The sequence below is a fragment of the Dyadobacter sandarakinus genome, assembly GCF_016894445.1.
In the GTDB taxonomy this organism is placed as follows: Bacteria; Bacteroidota; Bacteroidia; order Cytophagales; family Spirosomataceae; genus Dyadobacter; species Dyadobacter sandarakinus.
The window spans coordinates 1,199,844-1,225,711 of sequence record NZ_CP056775.1; the positions used below are offsets into that span (position 1 = coordinate 1,199,844).

Annotated in this window: 23 protein-coding genes; 12 read left to right on the forward strand and 11 right to left on the reverse strand. The window is 52.0% G+C overall.

Going from position 1 to position 25,868, the window contains the following annotated elements; all coding sequences use genetic code 11:
- Positions 1 to 74: 74 nt before the first annotated feature.
- The 7 genes from HWI92_RS04800 to HWI92_RS04830 all read right to left on the reverse strand — a co-directional run bounded on the left by HWI92_RS04800 (position 75) and on the right by HWI92_RS04830 (position 9,681).
- The gene (locus HWI92_RS04800) at positions 75 to 1,343 is read right to left on the reverse strand and encodes a chloride channel protein (protein ID WP_204661138.1); all 1,269 of its coding nucleotides are present in this window, start codon (positions 1,341 to 1,343) and stop codon (positions 75 to 77) included.
- A gap of 151 nt (positions 1,344 to 1,494) precedes the next feature.
- Positions 1,495 to 3,009: a RagB/SusD family nutrient uptake outer membrane protein gene (locus HWI92_RS04805; RefSeq protein ID WP_204661140.1), complete on the reverse strand. Its 1,515-nt coding sequence runs from the start codon at positions 3,007 to 3,009 to the stop codon at positions 1,495 to 1,497.
- Between the two features lie 26 nt (positions 3,010 to 3,035).
- Positions 3,036 to 6,419, reverse strand: a complete 3,384-nt coding sequence (locus HWI92_RS04810; RefSeq protein WP_229248913.1) for a TonB-dependent receptor — start codon at positions 6,417 to 6,419, stop codon at positions 3,036 to 3,038.
- 64 nt (positions 6,420 to 6,483) lie between these two features.
- Entirely contained in the window at positions 6,484 to 7,587 is a 1,104-nt protein-coding gene (locus HWI92_RS04815; RefSeq protein ID WP_204661142.1) for a FecR family protein, read from the reverse strand.
- A gap of 59 nt (positions 7,588 to 7,646) precedes the next feature.
- Positions 7,647 to 8,255, reverse strand: a complete 609-nt coding sequence (locus tag HWI92_RS04820) for an RNA polymerase sigma factor (protein WP_204661144.1) — start codon at positions 8,253 to 8,255, stop codon at positions 7,647 to 7,649.
- A 277-nt stretch (positions 8,256 to 8,532) separates the two neighbouring features.
- Positions 8,533 to 8,832 (reverse strand): hypothetical protein, encoded by a 300-nt coding sequence (locus HWI92_RS04825; RefSeq protein WP_204661146.1) that lies wholly within the window; start codon positions 8,830 to 8,832, stop codon positions 8,533 to 8,535.
- A gap of 132 nt (positions 8,833 to 8,964) precedes the next feature.
- The gene (locus tag HWI92_RS04830; protein WP_204661148.1) at positions 8,965 to 9,681 is read right to left on the reverse strand and encodes a DUF3891 family protein; all 717 of its coding nucleotides are present in this window, start codon (positions 9,679 to 9,681) and stop codon (positions 8,965 to 8,967) included.
- 849 nt (positions 9,682 to 10,530) lie between these two features.
- On the opposite strand from HWI92_RS04830, the gene HWI92_RS04835 reads away from it, so the two are divergent.
- The 8 genes from HWI92_RS04835 (at position 10,531) to HWI92_RS04870 (ending at position 18,671) form a co-directional block, all read left to right on the forward strand.
- Positions 10,531 to 10,758, forward strand: a complete 228-nt coding sequence (locus HWI92_RS04835) for a hypothetical protein (protein ID WP_204661150.1) — start codon at positions 10,531 to 10,533, stop codon at positions 10,756 to 10,758.
- 84 nt (positions 10,759 to 10,842) lie between these two features.
- A complete protein-coding gene (locus HWI92_RS04840; RefSeq protein WP_204661152.1) occupies positions 10,843 to 11,394 on the forward strand; it encodes a DUF4142 domain-containing protein in 552 nt (183 codons plus the stop codon).
- A gap of 138 nt (positions 11,395 to 11,532) precedes the next feature.
- Positions 11,533 to 12,084, forward strand: a complete 552-nt coding sequence (locus HWI92_RS04845) for a hypothetical protein (protein ID WP_229248915.1) — start codon at positions 11,533 to 11,535, stop codon at positions 12,082 to 12,084.
- 133 nt (positions 12,085 to 12,217) lie between these two features.
- Entirely contained in the window at positions 12,218 to 12,778 is a 561-nt protein-coding gene (locus HWI92_RS04850) for a carboxymuconolactone decarboxylase family protein (protein WP_204661154.1), read from the forward strand.
- A gap of 3 nt (positions 12,779 to 12,781) precedes the next feature.
- The gene (locus tag HWI92_RS04855) at positions 12,782 to 13,357 is read left to right on the forward strand and encodes a carboxymuconolactone decarboxylase family protein (RefSeq protein WP_204661156.1); all 576 of its coding nucleotides are present in this window, start codon (positions 12,782 to 12,784) and stop codon (positions 13,355 to 13,357) included.
- 15 nt (positions 13,358 to 13,372) lie between these two features.
- The gene (locus tag HWI92_RS04860) at positions 13,373 to 16,135 is read left to right on the forward strand and encodes a TonB-dependent receptor (protein ID WP_204661157.1); all 2,763 of its coding nucleotides are present in this window, start codon (positions 13,373 to 13,375) and stop codon (positions 16,133 to 16,135) included.
- A gap of 5 nt (positions 16,136 to 16,140) precedes the next feature.
- Positions 16,141 to 17,358 carry an MFS transporter gene (locus HWI92_RS04865; protein ID WP_204661159.1) on the forward strand — a complete coding sequence of 406 codons (1,218 nt, stop codon included), beginning with the start codon at positions 16,141 to 16,143 and terminating at the stop codon, positions 17,356 to 17,358.
- Between the two features lie 170 nt (positions 17,359 to 17,528).
- Complete coding sequence (locus tag HWI92_RS04870) at positions 17,529 to 18,671, forward strand: DUF3179 domain-containing (seleno)protein (RefSeq protein WP_204661161.1); 1,143 nt, start codon at positions 17,529 to 17,531, stop codon at positions 18,669 to 18,671.
- 86 nt (positions 18,672 to 18,757) lie between these two features.
- On the opposite strand, the gene HWI92_RS04875 is transcribed toward HWI92_RS04870, so the two are convergent.
- Positions 18,758 to 19,069 (reverse strand): hypothetical protein, encoded by a 312-nt coding sequence (locus HWI92_RS04875; RefSeq protein ID WP_204661170.1) that lies wholly within the window; start codon positions 19,067 to 19,069, stop codon positions 18,758 to 18,760.
- A 187-nt stretch (positions 19,070 to 19,256) separates the two neighbouring features.
- Here HWI92_RS04875 and HWI92_RS04880 point away from each other — a divergent pair, with 187 nt between their 5' ends.
- Genes HWI92_RS04880 through HWI92_RS04890 form a run of 3 tightly spaced genes read left to right on the forward strand, consistent with a single transcriptional unit; the run spans position 19,257 to position 21,826 of the window.
- Entirely contained in the window at positions 19,257 to 20,006 is a 750-nt protein-coding gene (locus HWI92_RS04880; RefSeq protein WP_204661188.1) for a TIGR04290 family methyltransferase, read from the forward strand.
- A gap of 7 nt (positions 20,007 to 20,013) precedes the next feature.
- Positions 20,014 to 20,898, forward strand: a complete 885-nt coding sequence (locus HWI92_RS04885; protein WP_204661190.1) for a hypothetical protein — start codon at positions 20,014 to 20,016, stop codon at positions 20,896 to 20,898.
- Positions 20,891 to 21,826: a glycosyltransferase family 9 protein gene (locus HWI92_RS04890; RefSeq protein WP_204661192.1), complete on the forward strand. Its 936-nt coding sequence runs from the start codon at positions 20,891 to 20,893 to the stop codon at positions 21,824 to 21,826. Before HWI92_RS04885 ends, HWI92_RS04890 begins: the two co-directional genes overlap by 8 nt.
- Here HWI92_RS04890 and HWI92_RS04895 read toward each other — a convergent pair.
- A complete protein-coding gene (locus tag HWI92_RS04895) occupies positions 21,792 to 23,180 on the reverse strand; it encodes a Coenzyme F420 hydrogenase/dehydrogenase, beta subunit C-terminal domain (RefSeq protein WP_204661194.1) in 1,389 nt (462 codons plus the stop codon). The genes HWI92_RS04890 and HWI92_RS04895 overlap by 35 nt on opposite strands.
- Positions 23,164 to 24,261 (reverse strand): polysaccharide pyruvyl transferase family protein, encoded by a 1,098-nt coding sequence (locus HWI92_RS04900; RefSeq protein WP_204661196.1) that lies wholly within the window; start codon positions 24,259 to 24,261, stop codon positions 23,164 to 23,166. The genes HWI92_RS04895 and HWI92_RS04900 overlap by 17 nt, the downstream gene beginning before the upstream one ends.
- A 130-nt stretch (positions 24,262 to 24,391) precedes the next feature.
- Between HWI92_RS04900 and HWI92_RS04905 the strand changes: the two genes are divergently transcribed.
- Positions 24,392 to 24,991 (forward strand): histidine phosphatase family protein, encoded by a 600-nt coding sequence (locus tag HWI92_RS04905; RefSeq protein ID WP_204661199.1) that lies wholly within the window; start codon positions 24,392 to 24,394, stop codon positions 24,989 to 24,991.
- 15 nt (positions 24,992 to 25,006) lie between these two features.
- Here the strand turns inward: HWI92_RS04905 and HWI92_RS04910 are convergent, their stop codons facing one another.
- A complete protein-coding gene (locus HWI92_RS04910; RefSeq protein WP_204661201.1) occupies positions 25,007 to 25,567 on the reverse strand; it encodes a DUF1003 domain-containing protein in 561 nt (186 codons plus the stop codon).
- Between the last annotated feature and the right edge of the window lie 301 nt (positions 25,568 to 25,868).

Consider the following 25,868-nt stretch of genomic DNA (forward strand, 5'->3'; position numbering starts at 1 on the left):
ATTTCGCACGGCGAAACAAGATAGTTAACCTTTCCCTCGGTTACAAAATTGTGCTTTCCCGGAGCTGCCTGCTTTTATCCGGCCTGTTTTACCTGGTACGTATAAACTGAATCAGCAAAGATGGCTGAGGCGACCCACTTGGAAACGAGGCTGGCAATGACAATCGGGATGAAGAGGACGTAATTGTCTGCGAGTGCACAAACCAGGAAAATAGATGTAAAAGGCGCGTGGATGCTGCCGCTGAGTACCGCCGCCATGCCGATCAGGACAAAATTGACAGGAATAAGTCCCAGCCCGAAAAAGTGGTTGAGGATACTGCATACCAGCATCCCGAGGAAAGCACCGATAAACAGGCTCGGAGCAAAAACACCACCGTCACCCCCTGCGCCAAGGGTCACCGAAGTAGCCACCGGTTTCAGCAGGAGCAGGGCGAGTACCGAAAAAACAATCGCAGGAGAGGGGGCTTGTGCATAGGTAAACACGTTTTTGATGCCCGCATAACCTTCTCCGTACAGATGTGGGACGAAAAAGATGAGGGTTGATATCAGCAGTGAGCCGCCTAGGATGCGGGTATGATCATTGGGCAGAGCGGCAAAGAATTTCTTAAAAAATAAGACACTTTTTGTCAGGTACACCGAGTTCAGCCCCGCCAGGATGCCGAGCAAAACGATGTAGGGAAGTGCATCCAGTTGCCAGTCGGTTACGGCAAAGTGAAAAATCTGGTGGTAAAAGAAGAAGTGCGTGACCAGGAAAGAAGTAAGTACGGCCGTAGCCACGACTGCGTGGTGCAGCTTGCTTTTTTTACGTGTAAAAACCTCAAATGCAAACAGGAAACCGGCGACAGGTGCATTGAAAAGGGCTGTCACGCCCGCTGCCAGACCGCCGCACACGAGTGCAGTCCGGTACCTGCGCAGGTAATCTACTTTCCGGCTCGACAAAGCGCCGATGGCGGCTGTGGACACTACGGTCGACACTTCAATGCCCGTTGAGCCGCCAAAAATCACCGTCAGAAATCCGTTGAAATAATGGGAGGGAATCTTGTAGGCCGGCAGGGTATGCGCGTTTTTGTTGATCGTGTCGAGTACCTCCTTGATCCCTTTGTTTGCTTTGTTATGAAACAAGAAGTAGCGCAGTACGTGGATGATCGTCAATCCGAAAAGAGGAATAATAAAAATCAGGTAGGGGTTATGATGCAGTTTTTCCAGAAAAGACTCTTCATAATGCTCTGTGATCACTTTCAGCGTGTCGGCCAGAAGTGCGGAAAAACAGCCTGTGATCACTGCTGCAAGAAGGACTGCAGATACCCTGCGGGATTTTTTTACGCGGTAAGTTTTAAGCTCCATGGATCCTGATATATTCGGCGAAATAGAATGCCAGTATCAAAAGCTAACGCGAGCCTTCCTTTTTTTGTTTACCAAAATCACAAAAACTGCCGCAACAACCTGCCCGGAAGTACATGGCAATGTATTCCGAGCTTTGCTTTACATATTCTTGTTAGTACCCGGGATTCTGTGTCAGGTTGGGGTTGGTTTGCAGGTCTACCCGCGGAATGGGCATCAGGTAATCGCGTCCCGGGCTGAAATTGGCATGGGGTTCAAGCGAGCTGGAATCTTTGAATGCGACCTCACCCAGTTTCCTGCGCTGAATGTCATACCACCGCTTGTATTCAAACGCAAGTTCCAGCCGGCGTTCTTCCAGCACCAGGCTGATAAATTCTTCTTTGCTGAGCTTCGGATCGACATCTGCAGGGAAGTCTGTGAGGGTACCTGCCCGGTTCCTGGCGCGCGCACGTACTTCATTCACATAACCCATTGCCTCATTCGTGGTTCCGCCCAGCTCCCCGGCGGCTTCGGCAGCAATCAGCAGCACTTCGGCATAGCGCATGGCCGCATAGTTCTGGTCGGAGTCCCGGCCCTCGGCATTGGAATTACCTGCAAACCGCGCGTACTTCGCGATATGCGGCCGCCTGACGTTGGGAAATTCGGTATACGGTACCACTTTGCCTCCGATCAGGATCGTGGTGTCGAAGCTTACTTGCTTGCGGTAATCGCGACCGTCCCAGGTATCAAAAACCCGCTGGCTTGGTACAATCACGCTCCAACCACTGCGCGGCGCATCACCGCCCCGAATGCCTGTCATGGGAGCCATGATGTCGTCGTTGGCTCCGGCGAGTCCGATCTGCAACCCGAGGAAGTCGATTGCAAAAATATGTTCCTGCATATCATTGGCCTGAGGCGCCTGAAATAGTGTCTGGAAGTCGGGTTCGAGGTCGTAGCCAAATCTGGACTTATTTTCGATCACCCATTTGGCTTCCCGGTATGCACCCGTGTAATCGTGCAGGGTGAGGTAAAGATCCGCCAGGTAGGCAGCGGCGGTGCCTTTGGTAGCACGGCTTCTTACCTCGGCAGGCTGCTTGTCCGGCAGCCATTGTTTGGCAAATTCAAGGTCTGCCCTGATGCCTTTATACACCACCGCAGCAGGGGTACGGTTCAGCTTGCTGACGGACTCCGCATCGGCAATGAAAAAATCAACGTAGGGAATGTCGCCGAACAGCCGCACCAGATGGAAGTACGCAAATGCACGAATAAAGCGTGCTTCCGCCACCAGCGGGTTGATCTCGGCAGCGGGAACACCCAGCGACCCTGCACCGGTGATGGCCGCATTCGCCGCGCTGATAACCTGGTACCAGTAAGGCCAGAACTGGTAGACCATGTAGTTGTTATCGTCCATGTTGAAATCATTTACCTGCTGGCGTTCTGCCGGCGTGCCGCGATCACCGATGTCTGACATGTCGTCGCGAAGCATGAGTGCCGACACAAACTGCCGTCCATACAGGCGCTCCGAAGCAATCCATCCATAAGCCCCGAAGATGACGGCTTCTACATCTTTCGGTGTTCTGAATATGGCTTGTGGATCCAGCAGGCCGACCGGCTTTTCGGCTATGTCAAAGCACGATGCCAGCATGGCCGGGATTATGATCAGGATGATTCTGTGTAAATGTTTTTTCATGGTAATAAATACAACGTGCATGACAATTAGAATCCAATGCTGAGCCCCACGGTGTAGGACTTTGCATTGGGGTAGCTGGCGTAATCGAGACCGAGGTTCCGGTTCACCTGCGTATTGCCCTCAGACGAGTAATTCACCTCAGGGTCATAGCCTTTGTAGTGCGTAAATGTCAGGATATTCTGAGCGCTTGCATAAATACGGAACTTGGACAGGCGCAGCTTTTCGAGTGCCGGCCGCGGCAGATTGTAGCCGATTGCCATGTTTTTTAACCTGATAAAACTACCATCATATACCCAGCGCGTGGACACCCGCCTGCTGCGACCGGCGGAGGCTTTGGGTACTGACGTATTGGTGTGTGTGGGCGTCCAACGATCCAATGCCTCGGTGGTGGCATTATTGATTGCCGAAAGCAGGTTCAGTTCCATCAGCGTGTAGCTCAGCAGATCGTTGCCCTGCGATACCTGGAAAAATGCATTCAGGTCAAATCCTTTCCACCTGAAATCGTTGTTGAACCCCAGGGTATACTTGGGATGAGGGTTGCCGATAATCTGCCGGTCGTCGCTGTTGAGGATACCGTCGGGCTTCCCTGTGAGCTTTCCACTGGCATCTTTGGTTCCGTTAACGTCCCTGAACTTCTCTCCGCCAGCCGTCTTTTCAAAACCTGCACCCGGCAGAAACTGGTCATTTTCCTGATACACACCGTCATAAATCCAGCCGTAAAAACTCCCCACAGGCGCTCCCTCCCGAAGTATCTGCGACTGACCGATGCCTACCATATGTCCCGGGGCAGAGTTGTAAAGGATATCATCGCCCCCGGGTAATTGGAGAACCTTGTTCCTGTTGAGCGACAAGTTGAGCTCGGTACCCCATTTGAACGCCCCGTCCAGATTGCGGGAGTTCAGGCTTACTTCAAAGCCCTTATTTTCGACCGACCCGACATTTTGTAGCTGGTCGACATAGCCCGAGTAGCGTGGCAGCTGAACGGCAAACAACAGATCGTACGTCACCCGCCGGTAATAATCAGCGACCAAGTTAATCCGGTTCCTGAAAAAGCTGATATCTGCCCCGATGTTAAATTGCTTTGTCGTTTCCCAGGTCAGGTCTTCATTGGCTACCGAAGTTGGCCGGATGCCGTTTACGGCCACACCATTGATCACCGTATATACATTGGAAAAACGCGCGAGCGTCTGATACGGGCTGATCGCCTGGTTACCGGTAAGTCCATAGCTCGCGCGCCATTTCCATTGCGAAATGACGTGCATGTCTTTCATGAAAGGCTCGGACGACATTTTCCAGGCAATGGCAGCAGACGGAAAGTTGGCCCACTTATGGTTCTTGCTGAAATTGGATGAACCGTCCCGGCGGAAATTGGCCGTGAAAAGATACCGGTCTGCCAGGGAGTACGTAAGCCTTGCATAAAGCGATGCAAGCTGCCACTGCGTCAGGGATGATGTGGGGCTTTGCCACACCGACGATCCTCCCAGATCCCAGAAAGAAACCACATCCGTCAGAAAGGACTGGCCGGTAGCTGACCAGTTTTCAACAGAGGATGTTTGGTATGAAAACCCCGCCATGGCCGACAGATCATGGTTTTCTCCGAGTTTTTTCTGATACAGCAGATAATCTTCATTGAGCATCAGCGTGCTTTTCAGTCCGGCAACCGTGGCCGAGCCGCCCACATTCCGGCCGTCGTTCAGCGTGGATGGAATGTAGTTGCCGATGCGGCCGCTGTTGGTGGAAGCCCCCAGTGTTGCCCTCAGCTTTACGCTTGGAAGCAAAGTATATTCCGCCAGTACATTGCCCTGCATGAGGTCAGCCAGGGATTCATTCTGCAGCTGCGTAGCGATGGCATACGGGTTATCAATGGGAACGTCAACCCTGGAAATGGTAAATTGTCCGGATGAGTCCCGGATAGGCTGGTCGGGGGCAAACTTGTAGGCAGCAGCAATCACGCCGGGCGTCAGCGCTGCCGATTCTTCCTGTGTTTTCGACTGGTTCCTTTTGACGCGCTGCGCAAAAAGGTTAAGTCCTACTTTCAGCCGCTTGGTGGCTTGGATATCAATGTTGCTGGTGATGGAAAACCGCTTGTAATCCGAGTTGATGATAATGCCTTTCTGATTGTACAGCGATCCTGAAATGTAGTATCGCACCGCATCATTGCCGCCGGTAAGCGATAGCTGGTGGTTCTGAATGCTGCCGGTTCGCAGGATCATGTCCTGCCAGTTGGTGTCATACCCACCTGATTCTATGTCAGGCCGCACCTCCCGGACATAGTCCAGAAACTGGGTTGCATTCAGCAAATCCAGCCGGCGGATTTCTTTCTGCGAAGAATAGGATGTGTTGTACGCGATGGTCGTTTTACCGGGTACTCCCTTTTTTGTGGTAATCATCATCACCCCGTTGGACCCGCGTGAGCCGTAGATGGAAGTAGCCGATGCATCTTTGAGAATTTCAACGGACTCGATGTCTTCTGGAGGCGGCATTGCGCCGCCTACCAGGCCATCCACTACATAGAGAGGTTCACTATTGGCATTGATCGAGCTGCTACCCCGGACACGGACCTTGAAGGAAGATCCCGGCTCACCGTTGTTGGCCTGGATCTGTACACCGGCTGCCCGGCCCTGAAGTGCCTGTATAGCGCTCAGGGCGGGGTAAGCCGTAATATCTTCGGACCTTACCGAGGAGAGCGAACCCGTAACATCACTTTTTTTTACCGTACCATACCCTACGACCAGCACTTCCTCCAATGCCTTGTGATCCGTTTTCAGGGCGACATTGATTTCCGTCTGCCTGCCTGCCACAGTTTCGAGTGAAGTGTACCCGACAAAGCTGAACATCAGGGTAGTATGGTTTTCCGGAACGCGTATCTGATACCGGCCGTCCTTGTCTGTAGACGTGCCGGTCTGGGTGCCTTTCAGCAATATGTTAACACCGGGCAACGGTTCGGAAGTCTGTGCATCGGTCACCTTGCCTCTGATCGCAATCTCGGCCAGAACAGGCTGGGAGAGAGCAGCTTTGGAAGTTGCACCCTCGATAGCCCCGGTACGTTCGGCCGGTTTGATCACGACGCTTTTGCCCTTCACTTCATACATCAGCCCGCGCGGCAGAAGCAGCTCGTCCAGAACTTCCGAAAGCGGCTTGTCCTGGGCCGAGAGCGATACTTTCTTCTCAGATTGTATCAGCCTGGAACTGAATGCGAACCGGACACTGGTCTGCTTCTGAATGCGTTTGAGCAGCGTCCGCATCTCTTCATTTTCCACCCGGATCGTGACCTTTTTGCCCAGCAACTCCTGCGACCATACGTCACCCGCAGAGGCCAGATGAAAAAAGCTGAAAATCAGCAACAGATGCAGAAAGCACATGCGCGGTATCCTGTTGCGCTGATCCCCGTCCCGGACAGGCTTTCTCATGTCTGATTGCTTTTATTAATTCGTTCTGCGCTTTTTCCTTGTCCGGATAAGATAATGTGTGAATTCAGGGTGTACCGCAGCCTCCTCCCGTAATGGTAATGTGGTCGCCGGTTACTTTATATTCGGCTCCCACGGCGTCACAAACCAGTTCGAGCTGCTCGTAAAAGGTGAGTCCTGCCAGCGAAGCGGTTACAGGACAGTTTTTCATCAGCTCTTCATCAAAAGTGATTTCGATGCCGTAGGCTTTCTGAAGTGTTTTGAAAATAACAGAAACCGGTGAATCTTCAAAATCCGTGGGGATAATACCCGGATCCGTGGGGTATGGTTCTTCAACAAGCGTCTTGGTCGTCACCGCACTCTCCTTGTCCACACTTACCTGCTGATTAGGTTCGATGAGTACACCCGCCAGGTCGGCATTACCGGATTTGCGGTCGTCCTCGATGGTTTCGCGTGTAAATACGGCCACTCGTCCGGTTTTCACAGATACAAGCGCGCTGCGTTCTCCCTGTACAGAACGTACCCGGAAGCCCGTACCCAGCACTTTGGTAACAACATCATCGGCATAGACGTAAAATGGCTGTAACGGATTTCCATTTACCTGAAAAAACGCGCTTCCGGAAAGGTACACCGTCCTGCTGCCATCCTCGAAATGATCAGGATAACTGAGCTTGCTCCCAGGATCGAGGCTTACAGTACTCTGGTCGCTCAGGCTGATGAGCATGGCGGTTGTTCCCGTATTTTGCACTTCGCGAAGTGCGACGGCGGACGCGGATACCAGTTGTGTGTAGCTCAGCGAACGCTCGGCCGGATTACGGAAAAACCAGAGGCAGGCCAGCGCCACGAAAACAACACTGGCAGCAGCTGCCAGCCGCAGGCGCGACATCAGGAAAGTGGGTTTCTGGTGCAGCGGAACAACCGTATGTTCGTCGAATCGGCGCATGATGGCGTCCATTGCTTCCTTCTTTTCGAAGGCACTGAGAGGCTGGGCAGCAGGTTGCAATGCATGTACGAGTTCCCGGGCTTGTGCTACCACCGTTTCTTTTTCAGTGTGTTCGCTCAGCCATTGTTCCCACCGTGCATGATCTTCCGGCTCCGGTTTGAGGACCCACTTGCGAAATGCTTCGTCGAAGTAGAATTCCTCCAAGAAAAAATCCTGATAGCTTTTCATATTTTAATCATCTCTTTCACCCAACATTAGACGCGGCCTTATCCCGGATACTGCACATTCTAGATTTTTTTTTCAAAAAACAACAATGCAGGCAGAATTAGCGGGAAAAGACCCATAAATGGCTTCCATTGTAACCGGAGCCATTTGAATGCTTCCTGCTGAAGGTTAGAAACGGATTGTGGCTGGATGTCCATCAGGTAGGCAATATCATCCCGTTCAAGTCCCTGGAAAAAACGCAGGTACAGGGCTTCCTGCTGCCGGGCCGGCAACTGGTTGATCAAGCGGGCAAGCTGGTCGGCCTCGTCACGGGTAGTTTCCGAGTGAATCAGGTGATGTTCAAAGCTCATTTCGATCCCGAATCCTTCCTGCTCGGGCAGGTCTTCTTCGAGTACTACCCAGCGCTGGCGTTCGCCGAGGCGGTGGAGCCTGCGCCGCAGGGAGGCGAGCAGATAAGCTTTTGGGGGAATATCGGCATTGATGGTGGCGCGCTTCTCGAAAATTTCCAGGAAGACATCCTGAATGCCATCCTTAACAAGCTCGCGGTCGCGGGTAAACTTGCAGCCATACTGGAACATCAGTCCGTAAGTCCCGTCGAGAAGCGCCTGAAATGAAGTCCGGTCACCAGCCAGGGCCAGCTGCCATTGGTGTGTCAAATCATCGTCCTGCATTTCGTCAAGGGTTATCCGGAAAAATTTCTGCTGTCTTTTTTGGGCATATCTATGCTTCGGAAAGACAATGAACCCGGAAAAGTACCCTTAAATATCTGATAAGTTTCAACAGCTGGGCACATTGCTGGATGAAGCGGACAACGTGCCCCGAATTTGTCATGAAGCAAGCGAAACCTGCCGGGAACGATCCCATGCGTTGTCTTTTTCATCCCGATTGGCAGGCCGCCGGTAAATGCAGCAAGCCACCCAAGTGCCGGCAAATAAGAAGCGGCTCCGGTCACCCGACATCTTTTTTCGAAGTGCCCAGGGTATCAAACACAAACTCTGCTACCGGATCGTCCGGACTGTGTTTTTGCGAGATGAATACGGCCAGTTGCTTGTCCCAGTCGAGCAGCGCCTCATCGGGCCCGGCTCCTGATCCGAGAATGCCCGTCGCCTTGTCAGGACCCAGCAACGCATAGTACGTGCCGTCTTCTGTATAAACATCGGGACGGAACGTGCGTATCGTTTTTGAATACGGCCCATTCTCAAAATCGATGGAGATCAGGTTCTCGGGATCAATCTGCATTTGTTCCATAACAACGTTCTTTGGTTTGGGCCAGAGTACAGCAATCTTTGTGCCTGAGCAGGGAAAAGACGCCCTATCTCAAAAACACCACGAACGTCCTGATGGAAGTTGCGCATATACCGGCAGGGTTATCGTGCCGGTTTATGGTTTGGAAAAAGTAAATGCGTGCAGCCTTGCATTCGCCTGTTGGAGCAGGTCCCGCAATGCTTCCGGCCGCTTGAATGACAGCTGACTGATGCACCGGCTCTCATAGCTGACCTCAAAGGACGCAGGCTCAAACGGCCATGGCTGCACGGCCAGGTCACCGTTTTCAGCCCTGAAAAGCTGGTAGGTCGTCCCGTCCGGACCATTGCTGATCTCCATTTTACGTCCTTCCGGCGGGATCAGGTCCTGGCACATGATCAGCGACAAGGCATCACAAAATTCCAGCAGCTCGTAGCTGGCTGCGACGGCCTTTTCGGTGGTTCCGGCTTCTGTAATCCATTCTGCTTCTTTTTGTTCCAGTTGTTCGCAGTACTTTCCGGCAGTGGGTTCATCCCGATACAAAAACCGGATGTGCCTTGCGATGAGCAGGCCTACATAGCGTCCCTTTGCAAATGCCATGTTGAGGAGCCGGTCACAATATTCCTCGTCAAAAGGCTTCATTTTAAAGTTTTTCGGCCCGCCAGTTTCGGGATTAATCTCAGGCATGCTGAGCTCTTCATTGGCGTCGTCGTGCTCCGCCGTGGCGATCAGCGTGTCCACCCACCGGGCAGGTTGGTCTTCTTTTTTCCATTGCGCACAAATCTGTGCGGCCAGAAGTCCGTGTGATCGCTGCATGATCATGGACCAGCCTTCCGCTGTATAGTTTACTATCATGTTCAGTATCGAAAAATAAGGTGCGGGGAAAATGTCCCGTTCTGACCGTCCGGCGTACAATTCCTGAGCCAGCTGATTGCGGCGTCAGCTTTTTTGGGCAATGAAGGGGTATTTTTTACATAACTCCAAGCATCTTAAAAGTAATACGTAGTAATTATTTCAACATTTTACTGTTTTGTACCCCCAAATTTTTGTGGGGTATGCAATTTTATTCTTAATTTCGAATCCGTAAATGATAACACGATTACATACACGATTGGCAAAAGGGTCATCCACGCGGCTCGTGCTTCCGCACCGCAGAATGACCCTCAGCCATGTACACCATCAAAGACTAATGTTTGATTGAGTGGTGCGGAAAGGCCGGATGATTTTCGTCCGGCCTTTTTGGTTAATAGTTGTGATCAAAAATCATCCAACTCAATCTACTTCCAGATTGCCACTTTACGGCTGCCCGCAAGCTCTCTCCACCCGCGAAAGACACTCTTCCGATTAAATGTCAGCTGAACATTCCTGCAACAATCTAGTGCGATTAGCCCGCCTTCGCTTGCGCTGTCCGGAGGGATAATTCGGGAAGGTTCCTGTACGGAGTCGCTGCTGAAATGCATTGTGGAGGTGGAGGATGGGTTTGCTGCCCGAAAGAATATTGGCATGCATTTTTATTAGCCTAGGGCCGTTTCTCCCGGCTTGCTGAGCAATTTTGATTTACAGGAATTTGTCCCCATCGGGATCTGCGAAGATGCCGGCTGGTGATCATAGGAGGGCATTCCCCGCAAAAGTTGCTTGCTATGTATTGCGAGAAAAAAATATTCTAGCGTAAAGGAAGGTTTAAACTTTTATCAACAAACAATTATGAAAACAGGAAACATCACAAAACTGATGCTGCTGGCAGTGATCACATTCGGCTGTGCAGACAACAAAAAACAGGATTCCGATGCCGCGCAGGGCACACCCGTTGATAGCACAGTGATCGGGAAAGATTCGAGCCAGGCAGACGTGCGCCGGGACATCGAGCTGAGCGACCCGGCCAAGCAGACGCTCCCCGGCAGGGATACCACCAATACGGACGAGCCGAAATAAAAAGCACAGGAGCAGGGTGCTGGCTGGCACGGTTCTTTGCACAGGCTGCCCCTTTCAATAATCAACATTCTAAAAACATTTGTTATGAAGAAAGTGCACCTGCTGCTCGTTGCAGCGATGTTTTTTGCCGTCGCATGCGACGATGATGATGACGACGATAATGGAAATATGGTGTCGCAGGTTGACCAGACCTTTGTTACCAATGCTGCCGACGGAGGCATGTTTGAGGTAAAGGCCGGAGAGCTGGCGGTATCCAAAGGTGATACCACAAAACTCGGCTCCATGCATGGTGATACGCTCAGTGTGAAGGCATATGGCCGTATGATGATCATGGATCATACCAAGGTAAACGAAGAATTGATGTCGCTTGCCACTCGTAAGGGCGCCGCTGTTCCAAAAACCCTGAGTGCCGCGAAGCAGCAGAAGATCGACAGTTTGTCGGCCGCAAATGGTGCTGCCTTCAGCAGGTTGTATGCCAAGATGATGGTGGCCTCCCACATGGAGACTATCAAAGTTTTCCAGACAGAAACGTCGGGCGGGAATGATACGGAGATTAAAACCTGGGCAGGCAGCAAGGTACCTGCATTGCAGCACCACCTCGAAATGGCCGAAGCTTTGCAGGATTCAATTCAGTAAGTAATTTGTCAAAGCTTGCAGAAACGCCGGTGCTCAGGCACCGGCGTTTTTTTGTGAGAAAATTTTTTCAGGGTAAAATGCAAAATCTTTAAGCCAAGTTTTTACATTTACCCATCCTCAAATCTTATCATTCAGGCATTGGGCAGGATTATCTCCATATTGCTCTTCGGACTGTTGCTCTACAACATGGTCGGCTACCCGGTAGTGTACCTCATGGAAGAGCGGCTTGAAGTGGGCAGGGGCGGCAGACCCTATGTGGAGGCTGCGGGTAGCGGTGAACTTTTGCTTAAAATTCCGGTTGCTGTACCTTATCAGAATAGCTGGGATGCGCCGGAGGCCGCCACAGGGCAGATTGAGCATGAAGGCCAGTTTTACCAGATGAAGAGCCGCCAGCTACTCAATGACACATTATATGTGCGCTGCGAATTTGATCAGAATGCCCGTGACCGATTTACTGAGCTGGTTTCCAGGGTAACAGATCAGGTAACCGGGCATACTTCTGATACACAAAAAGGCTCGCACGCTACTGTTTTAAAACATTTCCTTAAAGAATACATGAGCCAGAACAGGAAGCATACTTTCTACCTGCTCGAATGGGCGCCTGCCCGCACGGTGGCTTTTCCAGCGCCGCAATTTATTTCTGCAGAAAATCTACACTCGGTACCTTCGCCACCGCCGGATCTGGCTTAGTAAATCGCTTTTTTGTTCTCCTGAAAAAACAGCTTTCCGCGACGTATATGTCGTAGCGGCCTGTATCACGTGCATGCATTTGCAACAAGGAGCATTCAAAATTTTTACTAACCAAAGATCACTTTCAAAAAAAATGGCGCATATCTCCTTACCCGATGAATCCCTTCCGGGCATTGTCGGCCTGTTTGCCTTCCGGCCTGAAACCCACGGCCCCCTGAACTTACTCGCGGAAACCCTGCTGAGAGGCGAATCTCCCCTGACCGGCGGCGAGCGCGAGCTGATCGCATCCCACGTCTCGCACCTCAACAACTGCCACTTCTGCCACACCTCCCACGGGGCTGCCGCCATGGCGCACCTGGATTGTGACATTTCGCTGCTTGACGATATAAAGCAGAATTTCCGGCAAATTGAAATCTCTTCCAAGCTGCGTGCCTTGTTGAATATAGCTGCCAAAGTGCAGGTTTCAGGCAAGGAAGTGCGCGAGGAAGATATCGCCGCGGCGCGTGCCGAAGGAGCCAATGATCAGGAAATCCATGATACCGTGCTGATCGCGGCTGCATTCTGCATGTTCAACCGCTATGTGGACGGACTCGCTACCTGGGCGCCTCAAAACAATGAGGATTACCGCGAAATGGGCCAGCGCATGGCTTTTACGGGTTATGTCAGATACGCTGACGCTACCCCGCAGGACTAAGCGATGCCCTACATACCACTGCCCGGCCACCTGCCGGGCATTACCGGATTGCTGGAATACAGCAAGGTTACCGCGCATCCGATCCGCGTGCTTACGCAATTTCTGCTTCGGGGTGAAAACAGCCTGACCGAAGCGGAGCGTGAGCTGATTGCCACTATCGTTTCACACAACAACGAATGCAGGTTCTGCACGGCAGCGCACACGGCTGCTGCGGATGTGCTGCTGGGGGAAAGTGAAACCTGCGAAATGGTAAAGCAGGATATCGATACTGCGCCCGTGAGCGACAAGATGAAGGCTTTGCTGAAAATTGCCAAACTCGTACAGATAAGCGGAAAAGCAGTTACGCCCGAGGCAGTTGCGCTGGCAAAATCCGCCGGAGCGACCGATGTGGAAATCCACGACACGGTGCTGATCGCCGCTTTGTTTTGCCTGTACAACCGCTATGTCGACGGGATGAATACCGTTGCGCCGGCTGACCCAGCTTTTTACAAAGGCTTGGGCCAGCGGCTCAAAGAGCATGGTTACAACAGATTGCCGAATGGTTACGACCATTTAAAAAAAGAAAACCAACCTTCCTGATTTCAAACATTTTTTATGAAAAAACTTTTACTCCTGCTCTGCCTGGTGGCGGGGCTTGCTGCGAGTCAGAATGCGTGGGCACAAATCCGCGGTTATGTTTTGGATGCTGATAATCAAAGGCCGGTTGCGGGTGCTGCTGTTTCGGTGAAAGGAAAGAATACCGGCACGGTAACCAATGCGGAGGGACATTTTGAATTGAAAACCAGTACCCCCGCTACACTGACGATTACGCTGGTGGGTTACGCCCGCATGGAGACCGAAGGAACCACAAATGAAGAACTGCGCATTTTCCTGGTACCTTCCATTGAAGAGCTGAATCAGGTGGTGGTGACTGCCTCCCGCGTGGAGGAAAGTATTCTCCGCTCGCCGGTAAGCATTGAGAAAATGGATGCGCGGCAGATCCAGCAGACACCTTCGGCCAATTATTACGATGGTCTGGTAAATATGAAATCGCTGGATATGGTAACCAGCAGCATTACGTACAAGCAGATCAACACCCGCGGGTTCAACACGACCGGCAACAGCCGCTTTTTGCAGCTGGTCGACGGCGTCGATAACCAGCCTTCGGGTTTGGGCTTTGCGATGGGTAATTTATTTGGGCCGCACGATATCGACGTGGAAAGTGCCGAGCTGATCCCCGGCGCAGCCTCTGCATTGTACGGTCCGATTGCCTTCAACGGCATGCTGAACACCCGGACGAAGAATCCATTTGCATACCAGGGACTGAGCGTGCAGACGAAGTTTGGCTTCAATCACATAGGAGACGGCACTGAACCTGGCGCAAAGCCGCTGTACGACCTGGCAATCCGGTATGCAAAAGCATTCAATAACAAGTTTGCATTTAAAGTAAATGCTTCCTATTTAAAAGGAACTGACTGGTATGCAAACGACTACACCGACATTGACCCCAATACTTCTCCCGAGAACCGCGGCCCGGCCAATCCCGGCAAGAACCAGCTGAATATCTACGGGGATGAAGTGGCGCAGACGATCCCGAACATCGGCCGCGTGTCGCGGACGGGTTATGAGGAAAAAGACCTGGCGACTTACGGCGTGTACAGTCTGAAACTGAATGCAGCCCTGCATTACCGCATTACCGATAAGCTGGAAGCGATTTACCAGGGAAATTTCAATCAGGGTACGGCACAGTATACAGGCAGTAACCGCTTTGTGATCAATGATTTTAAATTTATCCAGCACAGACTGGAGTTGCGTGGCAGTAACTTTTACGTGCGCGCATACTCCAACCAGGAGCTGTCTACCAACTCCTATAATACGCGCGCGCTCGGCCAGCAGATCAACCGCACCTGGGTGCGTGACCTGGCAGGAAATGTGGTGACGCCGGACAAAGCGGATGCAACCTGGTTTGAAAGATATACCGCAGCTTACAATGGATTGGTCAATGGAACCGGCAGCAAAAACCATGATGCAGCCCGTTCATTTGCGGATCAGGGTCGTGTACTCCCGGGCTCCGAAGCGTATGAAGCTGCCAAAGACCGGTTGATCCAGACACGCGGACTGGCGGGAGCGGGTATCCTGAGCGAATGCAGCCTGCGCCATGTGGAAGGTATGTATGATCTCAGCTCTGCATTGAAGGTTTTCAACTTGCAGGTGGGTGGAAATTACCGCAAATATTACCTTAATACCGGCGGGACGCTTTTTGATGATAAAGACAAAAACCTGACGAACGACGAATATGGTGCATTTGCGCAGGCTTCCAAATCTTTGTTCAAAGAACATTTGAAGCTGACAGTTTCTGGTCGGTACGACAAGAATGAAAACTTTGTAGGCCGCTTCACGCCCCGCGCTTCCGCTGTTTTTTCACCCACAGAAAACCACCACATCCGCGCCTCCTACCAGACCGGCTTCCGCAACCCGACTGTTGCTGACCAGTTTATCAAGCTGAACGTAGGCCCGATCATTATCCTTGGCGGCGCGCCGGTGAACTCGGCGGGTTTGAATGCGTATGAGAACTCGGTGACGATTGCTTCTTTTTCGCAGTTTGCCAGCGCATTCGGAGCCGATATGCAGAAAGGCGTGCCTTTCCCACAGGCAGTGGCAAACAACAAAGACAAGCTCGTGAAGTCCAACGTACCCTATATCAAATCTGAGAAAGTGAAGAGCTACGAGGTGGGCTACAAAGGTTTGCTGGGGCAGAAATTCCTGTTTGATATCAATTATTATTTCAGTGAGTACACCGATTTTATGATCAATACGGTGGTAGCACGTGCGAAATCCGACATTCTATTAGCCGACGGATCGGTGAACCCGGCAGCGGCCGCTGAGCTGCTGGGAGCCGATCGTCAATTGTTCCAGCTGTATACCAATGCGGCGGACAAGGTATCTATTCAGGGCATCTCGGCCGGACTGACTTATGCTTTACCCAAAAACTACAAGCTCACCGCCAACAGTACCTGGATCAATTTCAATCTGAGAGATGCCGATGCGAACAATGTTCCTGCATTCAACACACCGGAATGGAAGACCAACCTGATTTTCGGTAACGCCCGGCTGACCGACAAGATCGGCTTCAATGTGGCGTGGCACTGGCAGAGTGCATTTGACTGGTACGGTACCTTCACCGAAAACAGACCCGGCCGCGTGCAGGCTTATAACCTCCTTGACGCCCAGATAAGTTACCGTATTCCAGGCCTGAAAACGATCGTGAAAGTGGGTGGTTCCAATATCACCAACAAATATGTGGTGCAGGCTTACGGTTCGCCGGCAGTAGGAGGGCTGTATTATATAAGCCTGAATTTTGACCAATTATTCAGATAACCCGCATGGAAACTTTGGAAATGACTTCCGTCAATACAAAAAGTGCGACCGGCAAGTGGCTGGCATTTGCATTGTGTTTTGTGACCTACACATTTAGCGGCACGGTATCGACCCTGATGTCGGTGTACCTGCCGGTCGCAATCCCGGAATTGCGGGGCCGGGCATTGTCCGAGTCCGAACTGGGATCCATAGGTGCTTATGTCAATGCGCTCTTTCTTTACGGATGGATGGTCGGCGGACTGCTTTTCGGTGTGATCAGCGACCGCATCGGCCGGGTAAAATCCCTCACGCTGGTGACGGCACTCTATGGCGCAGCCACTTGTCTGGTAACGGTTGTGCCCAATCTGGTAGCGTTGCTTGCATTGCGTTTTGCGGCAGGAATGGGCATAGGCGGTGTTCTATTGATTTCGACGGTTTACATTTCCGAAATATGGCAGGAAAAAAGCCGGGCGGTAATGCTGGGCATCCTGGCAGTTTGTTTTCCAATCGGGATTGTTGCTTCGGGAAGTCTGAATCTGTTGTTTTCAAACTGGCGCACAGCATTTGGGATCGGCATGGTGCCCGTGGTTACTGCATTGCTGATTTACCTGCTTGCGCCAGAATCGGCAAGCTGGCGGCATATCAAAGCTTCTCCCAGGACAGATGATGCTATTTTTGACAAAAACAACCGGCCTAACCTGATCTCCGGCTCACTCATTTTCGGCTCGGTGCTGATTGGTTTATGGGGTATATTTTCCTGGCTGCCGACCTGGGCGCAAAGTCTGTTGCATGGTGTGGGCGACGGACAAAAGGAGCGGGGTCTGCTGATGATTTTACTGGGCATCGGTGGTATCATCGGTGGAATTTTGTCAGGTTTGTTAATTAATCGTTTTGGTAAAAAGAAAACCCTCTCCGCCACCTTCGCCGGTCTGGTACTCGCCTGCGCGCTGCTCTTTTTGACCAATAAAACCTTTACCAACATCATTTACCTCGAAACTGCCCTGCTTTCTTTCTGTTTCGGCATCAGTCAGGGTGCCTTGTCAAGCTACATTCCCGAGCTTTTCCCGGTGTCGCTCCGGGGCACGGCGACGGGTTTTTGTTTCAACGTCGGGCGTTTTTTTACGGCTACGGCGGTGTTCTTCATCGGTTCGCTGGTGACGGTGCTGGGTGGTTTTGGCAATGCCTTGCTGGTATTCAGTGTGCCTTTTGTAGTGGCCTGGGCGGTGGTGATGCGGGGGAGGTGAGGGGGTACAACCAACTTTTGTCATAGTAAGTTGTCGGTTTAAAGCGCTTGCCTTTCCCACCTTTGTCACCCTGAGCGGATGGGGCCGCCCGCTCAGGGTGACAAAAAAAGGGGCAGCTCAGTGTTTTATCAATAACGTATTAAAAGAAAATCAAACACAACCACCATTACATGAAACCCCTCTTCTACATCGGCATTATTGCCATCATCCTCTACGAAATCGCCAAAGTTTACTTCATCATGCCCATGCCGGGCAGCCAGCGGGTGAACAGCATTGACCTGGCTTATTTTCTTCACACCTGGCGTTGGGTTTTCAGGATTGTTTTCTGGGCAATGATCATCATCGGGGCGGCGGCTGTTTTTCGTTCCGGGACTAAATGGGTGGCAGCTGTATTGCTGGTGCTGGGCTTGGGAATTACGTATGCGGCCAACTACGAAATGGCGGCAGATACCATGTTTTATCAGCCCGGCGAAGTGGTCATGCAAAATGCGGCGTCGAACAAAGTAGCTGCCGAAAGGATGGTGATCGTTACGGTGGTCAATGGGGAAGCAAAGGCATACCCCATACAGTACATCGGCTATCACCACCAGGTGCGCGATACGCTGGGCGGTAAAGCAGTGATGGTAACTTACTGCACGGTTTGCCGCAGCGGACGTGTATTTGAGCCCGTCGTAAATGGAAAACCCGAGTTTTTCAGGCTGGTTGGCATGGACCATTTCAATGCCATGTTTGAAGACGAAACGACCGGAAGCTGGTGGCGGCAGGCCAACGGAGAGGCGATCGCCGGAAAGCTGAAAGGACAGTTGCTGCCCGAGCTTGCCAGTACCCAGACCTCACTAGGACAGTGGCTTGCCCTTCATCCTGCATCAAAAATCATGCAGCCAGATCCTACCTATCAGGCCAAATACGACTCGATGAGCCGCTATGAAACCGGGCGGGGCCAGTCGCACTTGACATTAACCGACACACTTTCGTGGAAAGACAAATCGTGGATAGTAGGTATTCAGACCAAAGACGGCGCGCGCGCATTTGACTGGAACCGCCTGAAAAAGGAACGGAGCATCAATGCGACCGTCGGCAGTACGCCCGTGGCGCTTGTACTGGCCGCAGATGACAAGAGTTTTTTTGCATTTGAGAGAAGCAGGCAGTATGCTGTATCCCTACGGAAGGATACCATTTTTTACCAAAACGAAGCTTACAATTTGCTCGGAAAGCCACTTTCCGGTAACACAGGTGCATTAAAGCAGATCAATGCCTACCAGGAATTCTGGCACAGCTGGCGCACTTTTCACCCCGGAACCCTGCGGTACTGAGCAGTTAAAAAACAGAATGGCCAGACCACGCGCAATGCATTTGACTTGCATCAACGTTGGTCTGGCCACACTGTTTTATAATGCTCCTAGTCGATCCTGCCCAGCTTGGTCCTGAGCTTGTACCATCTGTCTACATCGCCTTCTTCTGATTCGGTATAGTTGTTTGCGAGGTGATCGAAGAATGCAAACTTGGCTTCGTCAGATTCCAGAAAGAGCGTGTCTTCATTGCCCTCAGCCCTGACGGTGTACTGGTAGCCATCATTGGTTACTTCCTTGTTCGTATAAAACCTGCCCGAACCTTCGAAGTTGCCGATGGAGCTGTACAGGTCATATGCGTCTTCTTCCGATTGAATGCCGGTGGCCGTAAGCCAGGTTTCAAAGTCAGTTACTTTTGCCATTGTGCGGTATTTTGTTGAAAAATGCATAATCATTTTCCCAAAAACCATACCACCCGGGCAGGTCACAGTAAGCTGCAGCGCCATTTGCACTGACGTATAAGGGCTATGGTCACAGCTGGCATAATTTTTAAGGAACAAAGCTAGCCTTGCGTTCCGGGGGCACTATTTTCCGCATTAAAACACATCAATGACAACAGAACAGATCCAGCAAAAGGTTAAAGAACTTGGTCAATGGTTTCACAATATTGATCTGAATGGGGTAAAAACAGCACCCAATCACTTTCTGGGAGATTACCCCAGCTTCAAATACAAAAACTTTGCAGATGCAATCCCCGCAGACCTGACGGGCAAGAGTGTGCTTGATATTGGTTGCAATGCAGGCTTTTATTCCGTCGAGATGAAGAAGCGGGGCGCAAGCCGGGTAGTGGCAATCGACTCCGACGAGCGTTATCTCAACCAGGGACGTTTCGCAGCGGAAGCCCTCGGCTTTGATATCGATTTCCGCAACATGTCGGTGTACGAGATCGGCTCACTGGGCGAAAAGTTTGATGTGGTGATTTTCATGGGCGTTTTCTACCATTTACGTCATCCGCTGCTGGCACTCGACCTTATTTATGAACATGTGGCTGGCGATATGCTGATATTCCAGTCAATGCAGCGCGGAAGCAAGGAGGTGATGCCGCTCGAAGCCGACTATCCGTTCACGCAGGAAGACATTTTCCTGTCACCGGATTTTCCGCAGATGTATTTTATTGAACAAAGGTACTCGCAGGACCCTACAAACTGGTGGGTACCCAACCGAGCCGCGACCGAAGCCATGCTTCGCAGCGCAGGTTTTAACATCACTGTACACCCCGAAGAAGAAGTTTACATTTGTCGTCGCGGCGAGCTGGCCGATACCCAGCCGAGAGCCGTTTATCCTACTCAAAAAAAGTAATCCCAGCATGATCGAAGCAGTAAAATTTTGGAACGAACCTAACAACAAGTCACACTGGGATTTTGAAATTGACAATGACTGGCGCAAGTTCGGCGAGATGGTAAAGCTCGCAGCAGAAGCCGTCAAAGCAGAAAATTCCGGCATTTTGCGCGTCATGGGAGGCATTTCGCCCATTGATCCCAGCTTTATAGAGAGACTGGAAGGTTATGGTGCGCTTGCGGACATTGACCGGGTGGCAGTACATGGTTTTCCCTTGGACTGGAACCACTGGCAGCTCAACCAGTGGCCCGACAAGATCGCAGAGATTGAAGCCATCACCAAGCTGCCCGTATGGGTTACCGAGGTCGGTATCTCCACATTCGGTGCCGAGGAAGTACAGGAATTCGGCCTGAGACGCACGGCAGAGCTGCTGATCGGGCGTGTGGAGCGTGTTCACTGGTACAGCCTGTTTGACCTGCCTATGGCCTGGGGTGCTACCACGCGCCATCGCGAAGCCGAGGGGTCTTCCTACTACCGTCATTTTTATATGGGTTTGATCAAAGAGGATGGTACACCAAAGCTTGCCCTGAAACACTTCTCTGATTTCACACCTGAATTCGGGATCTGCCAGTGGTTTCACTTCAACGATGCCCGCCTCGAAACAGCCGTAGACTGGCTCAGGAAACTGGGTGTCAAAAAGCTGCGTACCGGCCTCAGCTGGGCGGACTGGCTTCGCCCGGACGCGCATGTATGGTTTGATAAAATGATGAAGGCGCTCGAAGAATTTGATCTTACTGTTACTTTTTGCTTTACACCCGAGGAAAAGGGCATAGCACCCCATCATACCAGTGCACCCCGCAACCTGGAAGAGTATGCAGACTTTTGTGTTGAAATGATGCGCCGCTATGCCTGAAAGTACAAATTCAGGAGCCAACTGGCTGGACTATATCCTCACAGGAGATTTTGAAGCCGTCTGGAAGTTAAAAGACGAAGAAATTGCAGGCAGGGGCGGAGTGCCGGACTGGCACCTGCCCCGCCATTTTCAACATATCTGGGATGGATCCTCCCTGGCCGGCAAGCGTGTGCTGGTGCGCTGCTACCACGGGCTGGGAGATACCGTTCAGTTTATCAGGTATATGCCCCTGCTCAAAGCAGTCGCCGCCGAGGTGATCGTCTGGGCGCAGGCAGGGTTGCTCCCTTTGCTGCAAACCGTCCGGGGCATTGACAAGCTTTTGCCCCTGCACGACGGAGCCCCGGATGTAGCCTATGACGCGGACGTTGAGATTATGGAGCTGCCGCATATTTTCAGGACAACCCTGGAAACCATCCCTGCGCAGGTACCTTACCTCCATGTACAGCCCTCCGCTCTTCCCGATCCCAGTTCACTTTTCAGCGTTGGTCTGGTATGGCGCGCTGGCGATTGGGACGATCGCAGGAGCATTGCTTTTTCGCAGCTGGCGGAACTACTGGCAATTCCGGGTGTTCAGTTTTATATTATGCAGGAAAATCCGGAAAAGGCGGGCTGGAAGGAAGGTAGCGGCTTGTTCGCAGGTCCGCTCAGCCTGCCGGATTATGCCAGGATGATGAAGTCCATGCAGCTTGTGATCTCGGTCGATTCTATGCCGGCGCACCTGGCCGGCGCATTGGGTGTGCCCGTCTGGACACTCCTGCATGCCGATGCCGACTGGCGCTGGATGCGCGACCGCGACGACAGTCCCTGGTACCCGACCATGAAGCTGTTCCGCCAGGAATCGGCGGGAGACTGGGGCCCGGTAATAAAGCAGGTAGGGACTGAGCTGAGCGGCATTATTCGCCCCTCAGCTGCACATACCGCTTTTTGATTTCCCCCCATTTACCATCATGATAGGCGAGGCCGTGGTATACCGCGGCCGCCATCTGTGCCCACCTGAGATACAGGCCCGGCGCATCGAAGCGGTTTGCAAGTTTTGAAAGCCGGTTGCTCCACTCGGATATATAGTACCTTGAACGGTAAATGAGTTTTCTGTGGCGGGTAGGCGTAGTTGCATCCGGTTGTACACGTTTCCGCGTAACATGCCGACCTCGCGCCCAGGTAAGTCGGTAGGCCAGTCCCTCACGGCGCTGCCTGAACCCGGCCGCCTGCGTTTGAGCAACAAAATCAGCGTCTACCTTCGTCAGGGTAAGGCGTTCTTCGGCTATGGCTTGCTCTACCAGTTCATAAACAAGCCGGTCGCGCACAACCACCACATTGGTACCGCGGCCGTCGGAAGAATACGGTTCCACCCAGGCATCCCCGAATGAAACATCAGCTGTTTCGGCAGTCACATCATCGCAAAAATTACATGCGTGGTTCATGAAGAACCCTGCTCCCCAGTCGCCATCGGCCAGGTGCCACCAGTCACGGTGCGCTACTTGCCCGCTGGTTGTTGTGAGGCGCGCATTATACAGGTTGGCAGGTCTTGAAGGATCCTTATGGCGGTAATCCACCCGCTGCACGGTTTGTTCAGGAACATGCAGCTGCCACGCAAAGCTTTTCACAAAGTTGGCACTCTTCATGTGCCCGCAAAAAAGGCCGAGCGTAAACCGGATGCGCTCGTTAAATACAGGATCTTCGCGTCGCAGCAGGTGAACTGCCTTGATAAAGCAGGGAATGCCCACGATCGCATAGCGCCCGGGTACATTGCGAATCGTTTCAAGGATCTCCGACATTTCTACCGGATAGTAGCGCGACTTGGCGCCTTCCAGGATTTCCGGTTCGCTCCTCGATATACGAAACTGAAAGTACCTGCCGGCGGTTTGCGGATCAGGCTGCGCTACTACATGTGCTACCCCGTCGATCAGTCCTTTGCGGAGCAGCTCGGCAGCTACCCAGCTTACCATTCCACCCGAGCTCCCGAGTGTCCTGAACTCACCTTCGGCAACATGTCCCACATAGGCAGCTTCTAACCGTCCCAGGTGTACGTCGGTCAGAGGAGCTTGCGGAAATTGCCCGGCGGCAATCTCATTTTCATCAATTGCCCCTTTGGAAAAAGGACAGGTACGTGTAAAACGATCAGAAGCTGCATTCAGCCAGCTGGCCGGCCCGGATGGCTGAAGATGCCCGTCACCGTCAAATCTGACGTGCACATCGGGTCGCTCTGCCTGTGCCACGCAGCTTCCACAGCCGATACATGCGCCAGCCCGGATCATTTCACCGGGACTAAGCAATGTGCTCATGACTGTATTTTTTGATTTGTAAAGCCTGGTCAAGGTATGCGTCGGAAGTCTTGCGAATTGCCGTAATATTCCGGGTAACAGCCGGATCGAGGGGCTGGCTGAATATGGTATCCACCACATCCTGCCCTGTATCTTCCCAAACCAGGTGCTGGGAAGCTCCTACGGTCTTGAGTAATCCCTGCACCTTCAAGCTGCGGTAGGATGTTACCTCGGCAGCAAACGGCCGCTCATTGCGGAGTGCAAACACACAACCATGAAAAAAATTAGTGGCAACCGCTTCCGCCCGGGCAATGAAATGTGCAAAATCATGCGGGTCGGCGGTCATCCATTGTTCGTCCGCCCAATCGTTGCGGTAACCAATGCTGATCAGCGGCAGGTTTTTTCGCCGGGCATAGTTAGTTACTTTTTCTATGTAGTCTGTCGTAAAATTGTGACCATAAACGGCCAGGTAAGGCTTCTGATATGGATCTTGTCGATCATCAGGGTGTACCTCGAATTGCAGACAAGGATCCAGCACAATCACCGGCTCTATGCCCAGTGCATTCCGGACGATCTCTTGCGAATTTTCATCCCGCACAGAAATATGGTCAAAGTTTTTCAGCTTTTCGGCCCAATGCGCGTCAATGCCGCTGGCTGCCGGATAGTTGCCGTAACTGGCTGCATAAGAGATCAGATGGTCAGCCCGGATTCCATCCCCGTAAAAAAAAGGATGGCCGCCGTACCACGGATGGTGGAGGTTCCAGACTTCGTCGCTGCCCACAATCACTACATCATAATAATCCATGGTCTGCGGCTGATCCAGATCAAACCGGGGCGAGAGCGGTAGCTTGTCGAACTCTTTAAAGAACTTTTCTATTTTTTCACGGTAAATGGGATAATCAGACTCCGGCACATGGGTAGGCAATACGGGTCTGAAAGCACATTTCCATTCTGAAAGGTTCACGCGTCGCGAGTCATGGTCGATCAGTGTCGCTTCATGTCCGCGTAATTGGATGCCTTCGGTAAGGCAGCGCGCCTGCCAGTAACTCCCATAATTAATGCAACGGTGAAACGTCAGTATTCCTGCTTTTAAAGCACTCATCAGTCAGGTAGGTGGTAATATTAATGATGATCCCGGGTCGGGATCGCACAGATTTTTTTACGGTATATCAAATAAGGTGCCACAAAACGCCCCTTTTTGCAAAATACAACATTTACACAAACCTACTCTCATGTCCCGATTTCTGCTGATCCGGCATGCCTCCACCGATGCACTCGGTGTGCGCCTGTCGGGCCGAAAGCCCAAGGTATCCCTCAATGCAGCCGGCGTCTCGGAGGCGGCCAGCCTCATACCGCGCCTGGCAGGGGTTCATATCTCGGCCATCTACACCAGCCCGCTCGACCGCGCGCTTCAAACCGCGCAGCCTTTTGCCCAGGCAATGGGCCTGGAACCAGTTATTGACCCGCAATTTACAGAGCTTGATTTCGGCGAGTGGACCGACCTTACTTTCGAAGAACTGCACACCCACAAGGGCTTTCATTTTTTCAATTCATTCCGCAGCGCTACACGCATTCCCGGGGGCGAAACCATGCAGGAAGCACAGCTGCGCATTGTGAACGGACTTACGCGGCTGCGGCATGCGCATCCTGATCAGACGGTCGCCATTGTCAGTCACTCGGACCTGATTAAGGCTGCCCTGGCATACTTTACAGGCATTCCCATCGACCTTACGTACAGGCTGGAAATCAGCCCGGCGTCAGTAAGTGTGGTGGAACTGGGGCAGGATTATGTGTCGGTCAAGCTCGTGAACCACACAGGAGAACTTGCCTGACCGTGAACGATTTGGTTATGCGTCTTTCTCCTTGTTGCTGAGTTCCTCCATGTGCTTTTGCATGGTGTCGAGCACCTGCTCGGGTTTCACATCTTTGGCGAGAAATGCAATTTCGGGATCGAGGGCCTCGGGAATATCCATTTTCCTGGCGACTTCCGTCACCAGTTGAATCAGTCTCGTAATCTCATGTTCGGCAAGCAGACTAACCTGCAGGTTCAGCTCGGCACGCTGGTCTGCCTCAGCCGTCATGCGGTTTTGACTGATGAGTACAAATGTTGAAAGAAAGATCGCTTCCACGGACGCAAACATGGCCAGAACCACAAAGGAAGGGTCAAAAGGAGGGAGGCCGAGCCATTCAAGGTTCCAGATGATCCAGAGTCCGAACAGGACGAGGTGAATGTACACGAAGGCCATGCTCCCGGTAAATCCGGTAATCGTATCGGCAATTTTCTCCTCCCGGGATTTTCGCTTTTCCTGCTTTTTGCTTCGGTCGAGAAGCGCATTGATGTTGCGTACCACCACGTTCATTTCCGGGCCTGCTTCTTCGTCGGCAGCACCCTCGGCTGGTCTGGTCATGTTGCTATCGGTTAAAGCTCGCGTTCAGGAAATGATCGTGCCAAAGTGCAGGAACGTGCGGCAAAATATTACGTGGTCGAGGCGCGCCTTCTCCTGTAACTGTTGTTTTTTGGGGGAAAACAGCAACACTATTCCAAAAGCAGGAGGTCGGTTCTCTACATAGCTTTGCCAATTTTCGCAAATGGGGCGCCCGGGGTTTTTAGGAGGAAAGAAGATCCTTTCAGCATCTTCTTCTTGTATTTAGAAGCACATCATTTCAGTCTTCGATTGGGCTGGAATGATCTATGTGTCTGATTTTGTG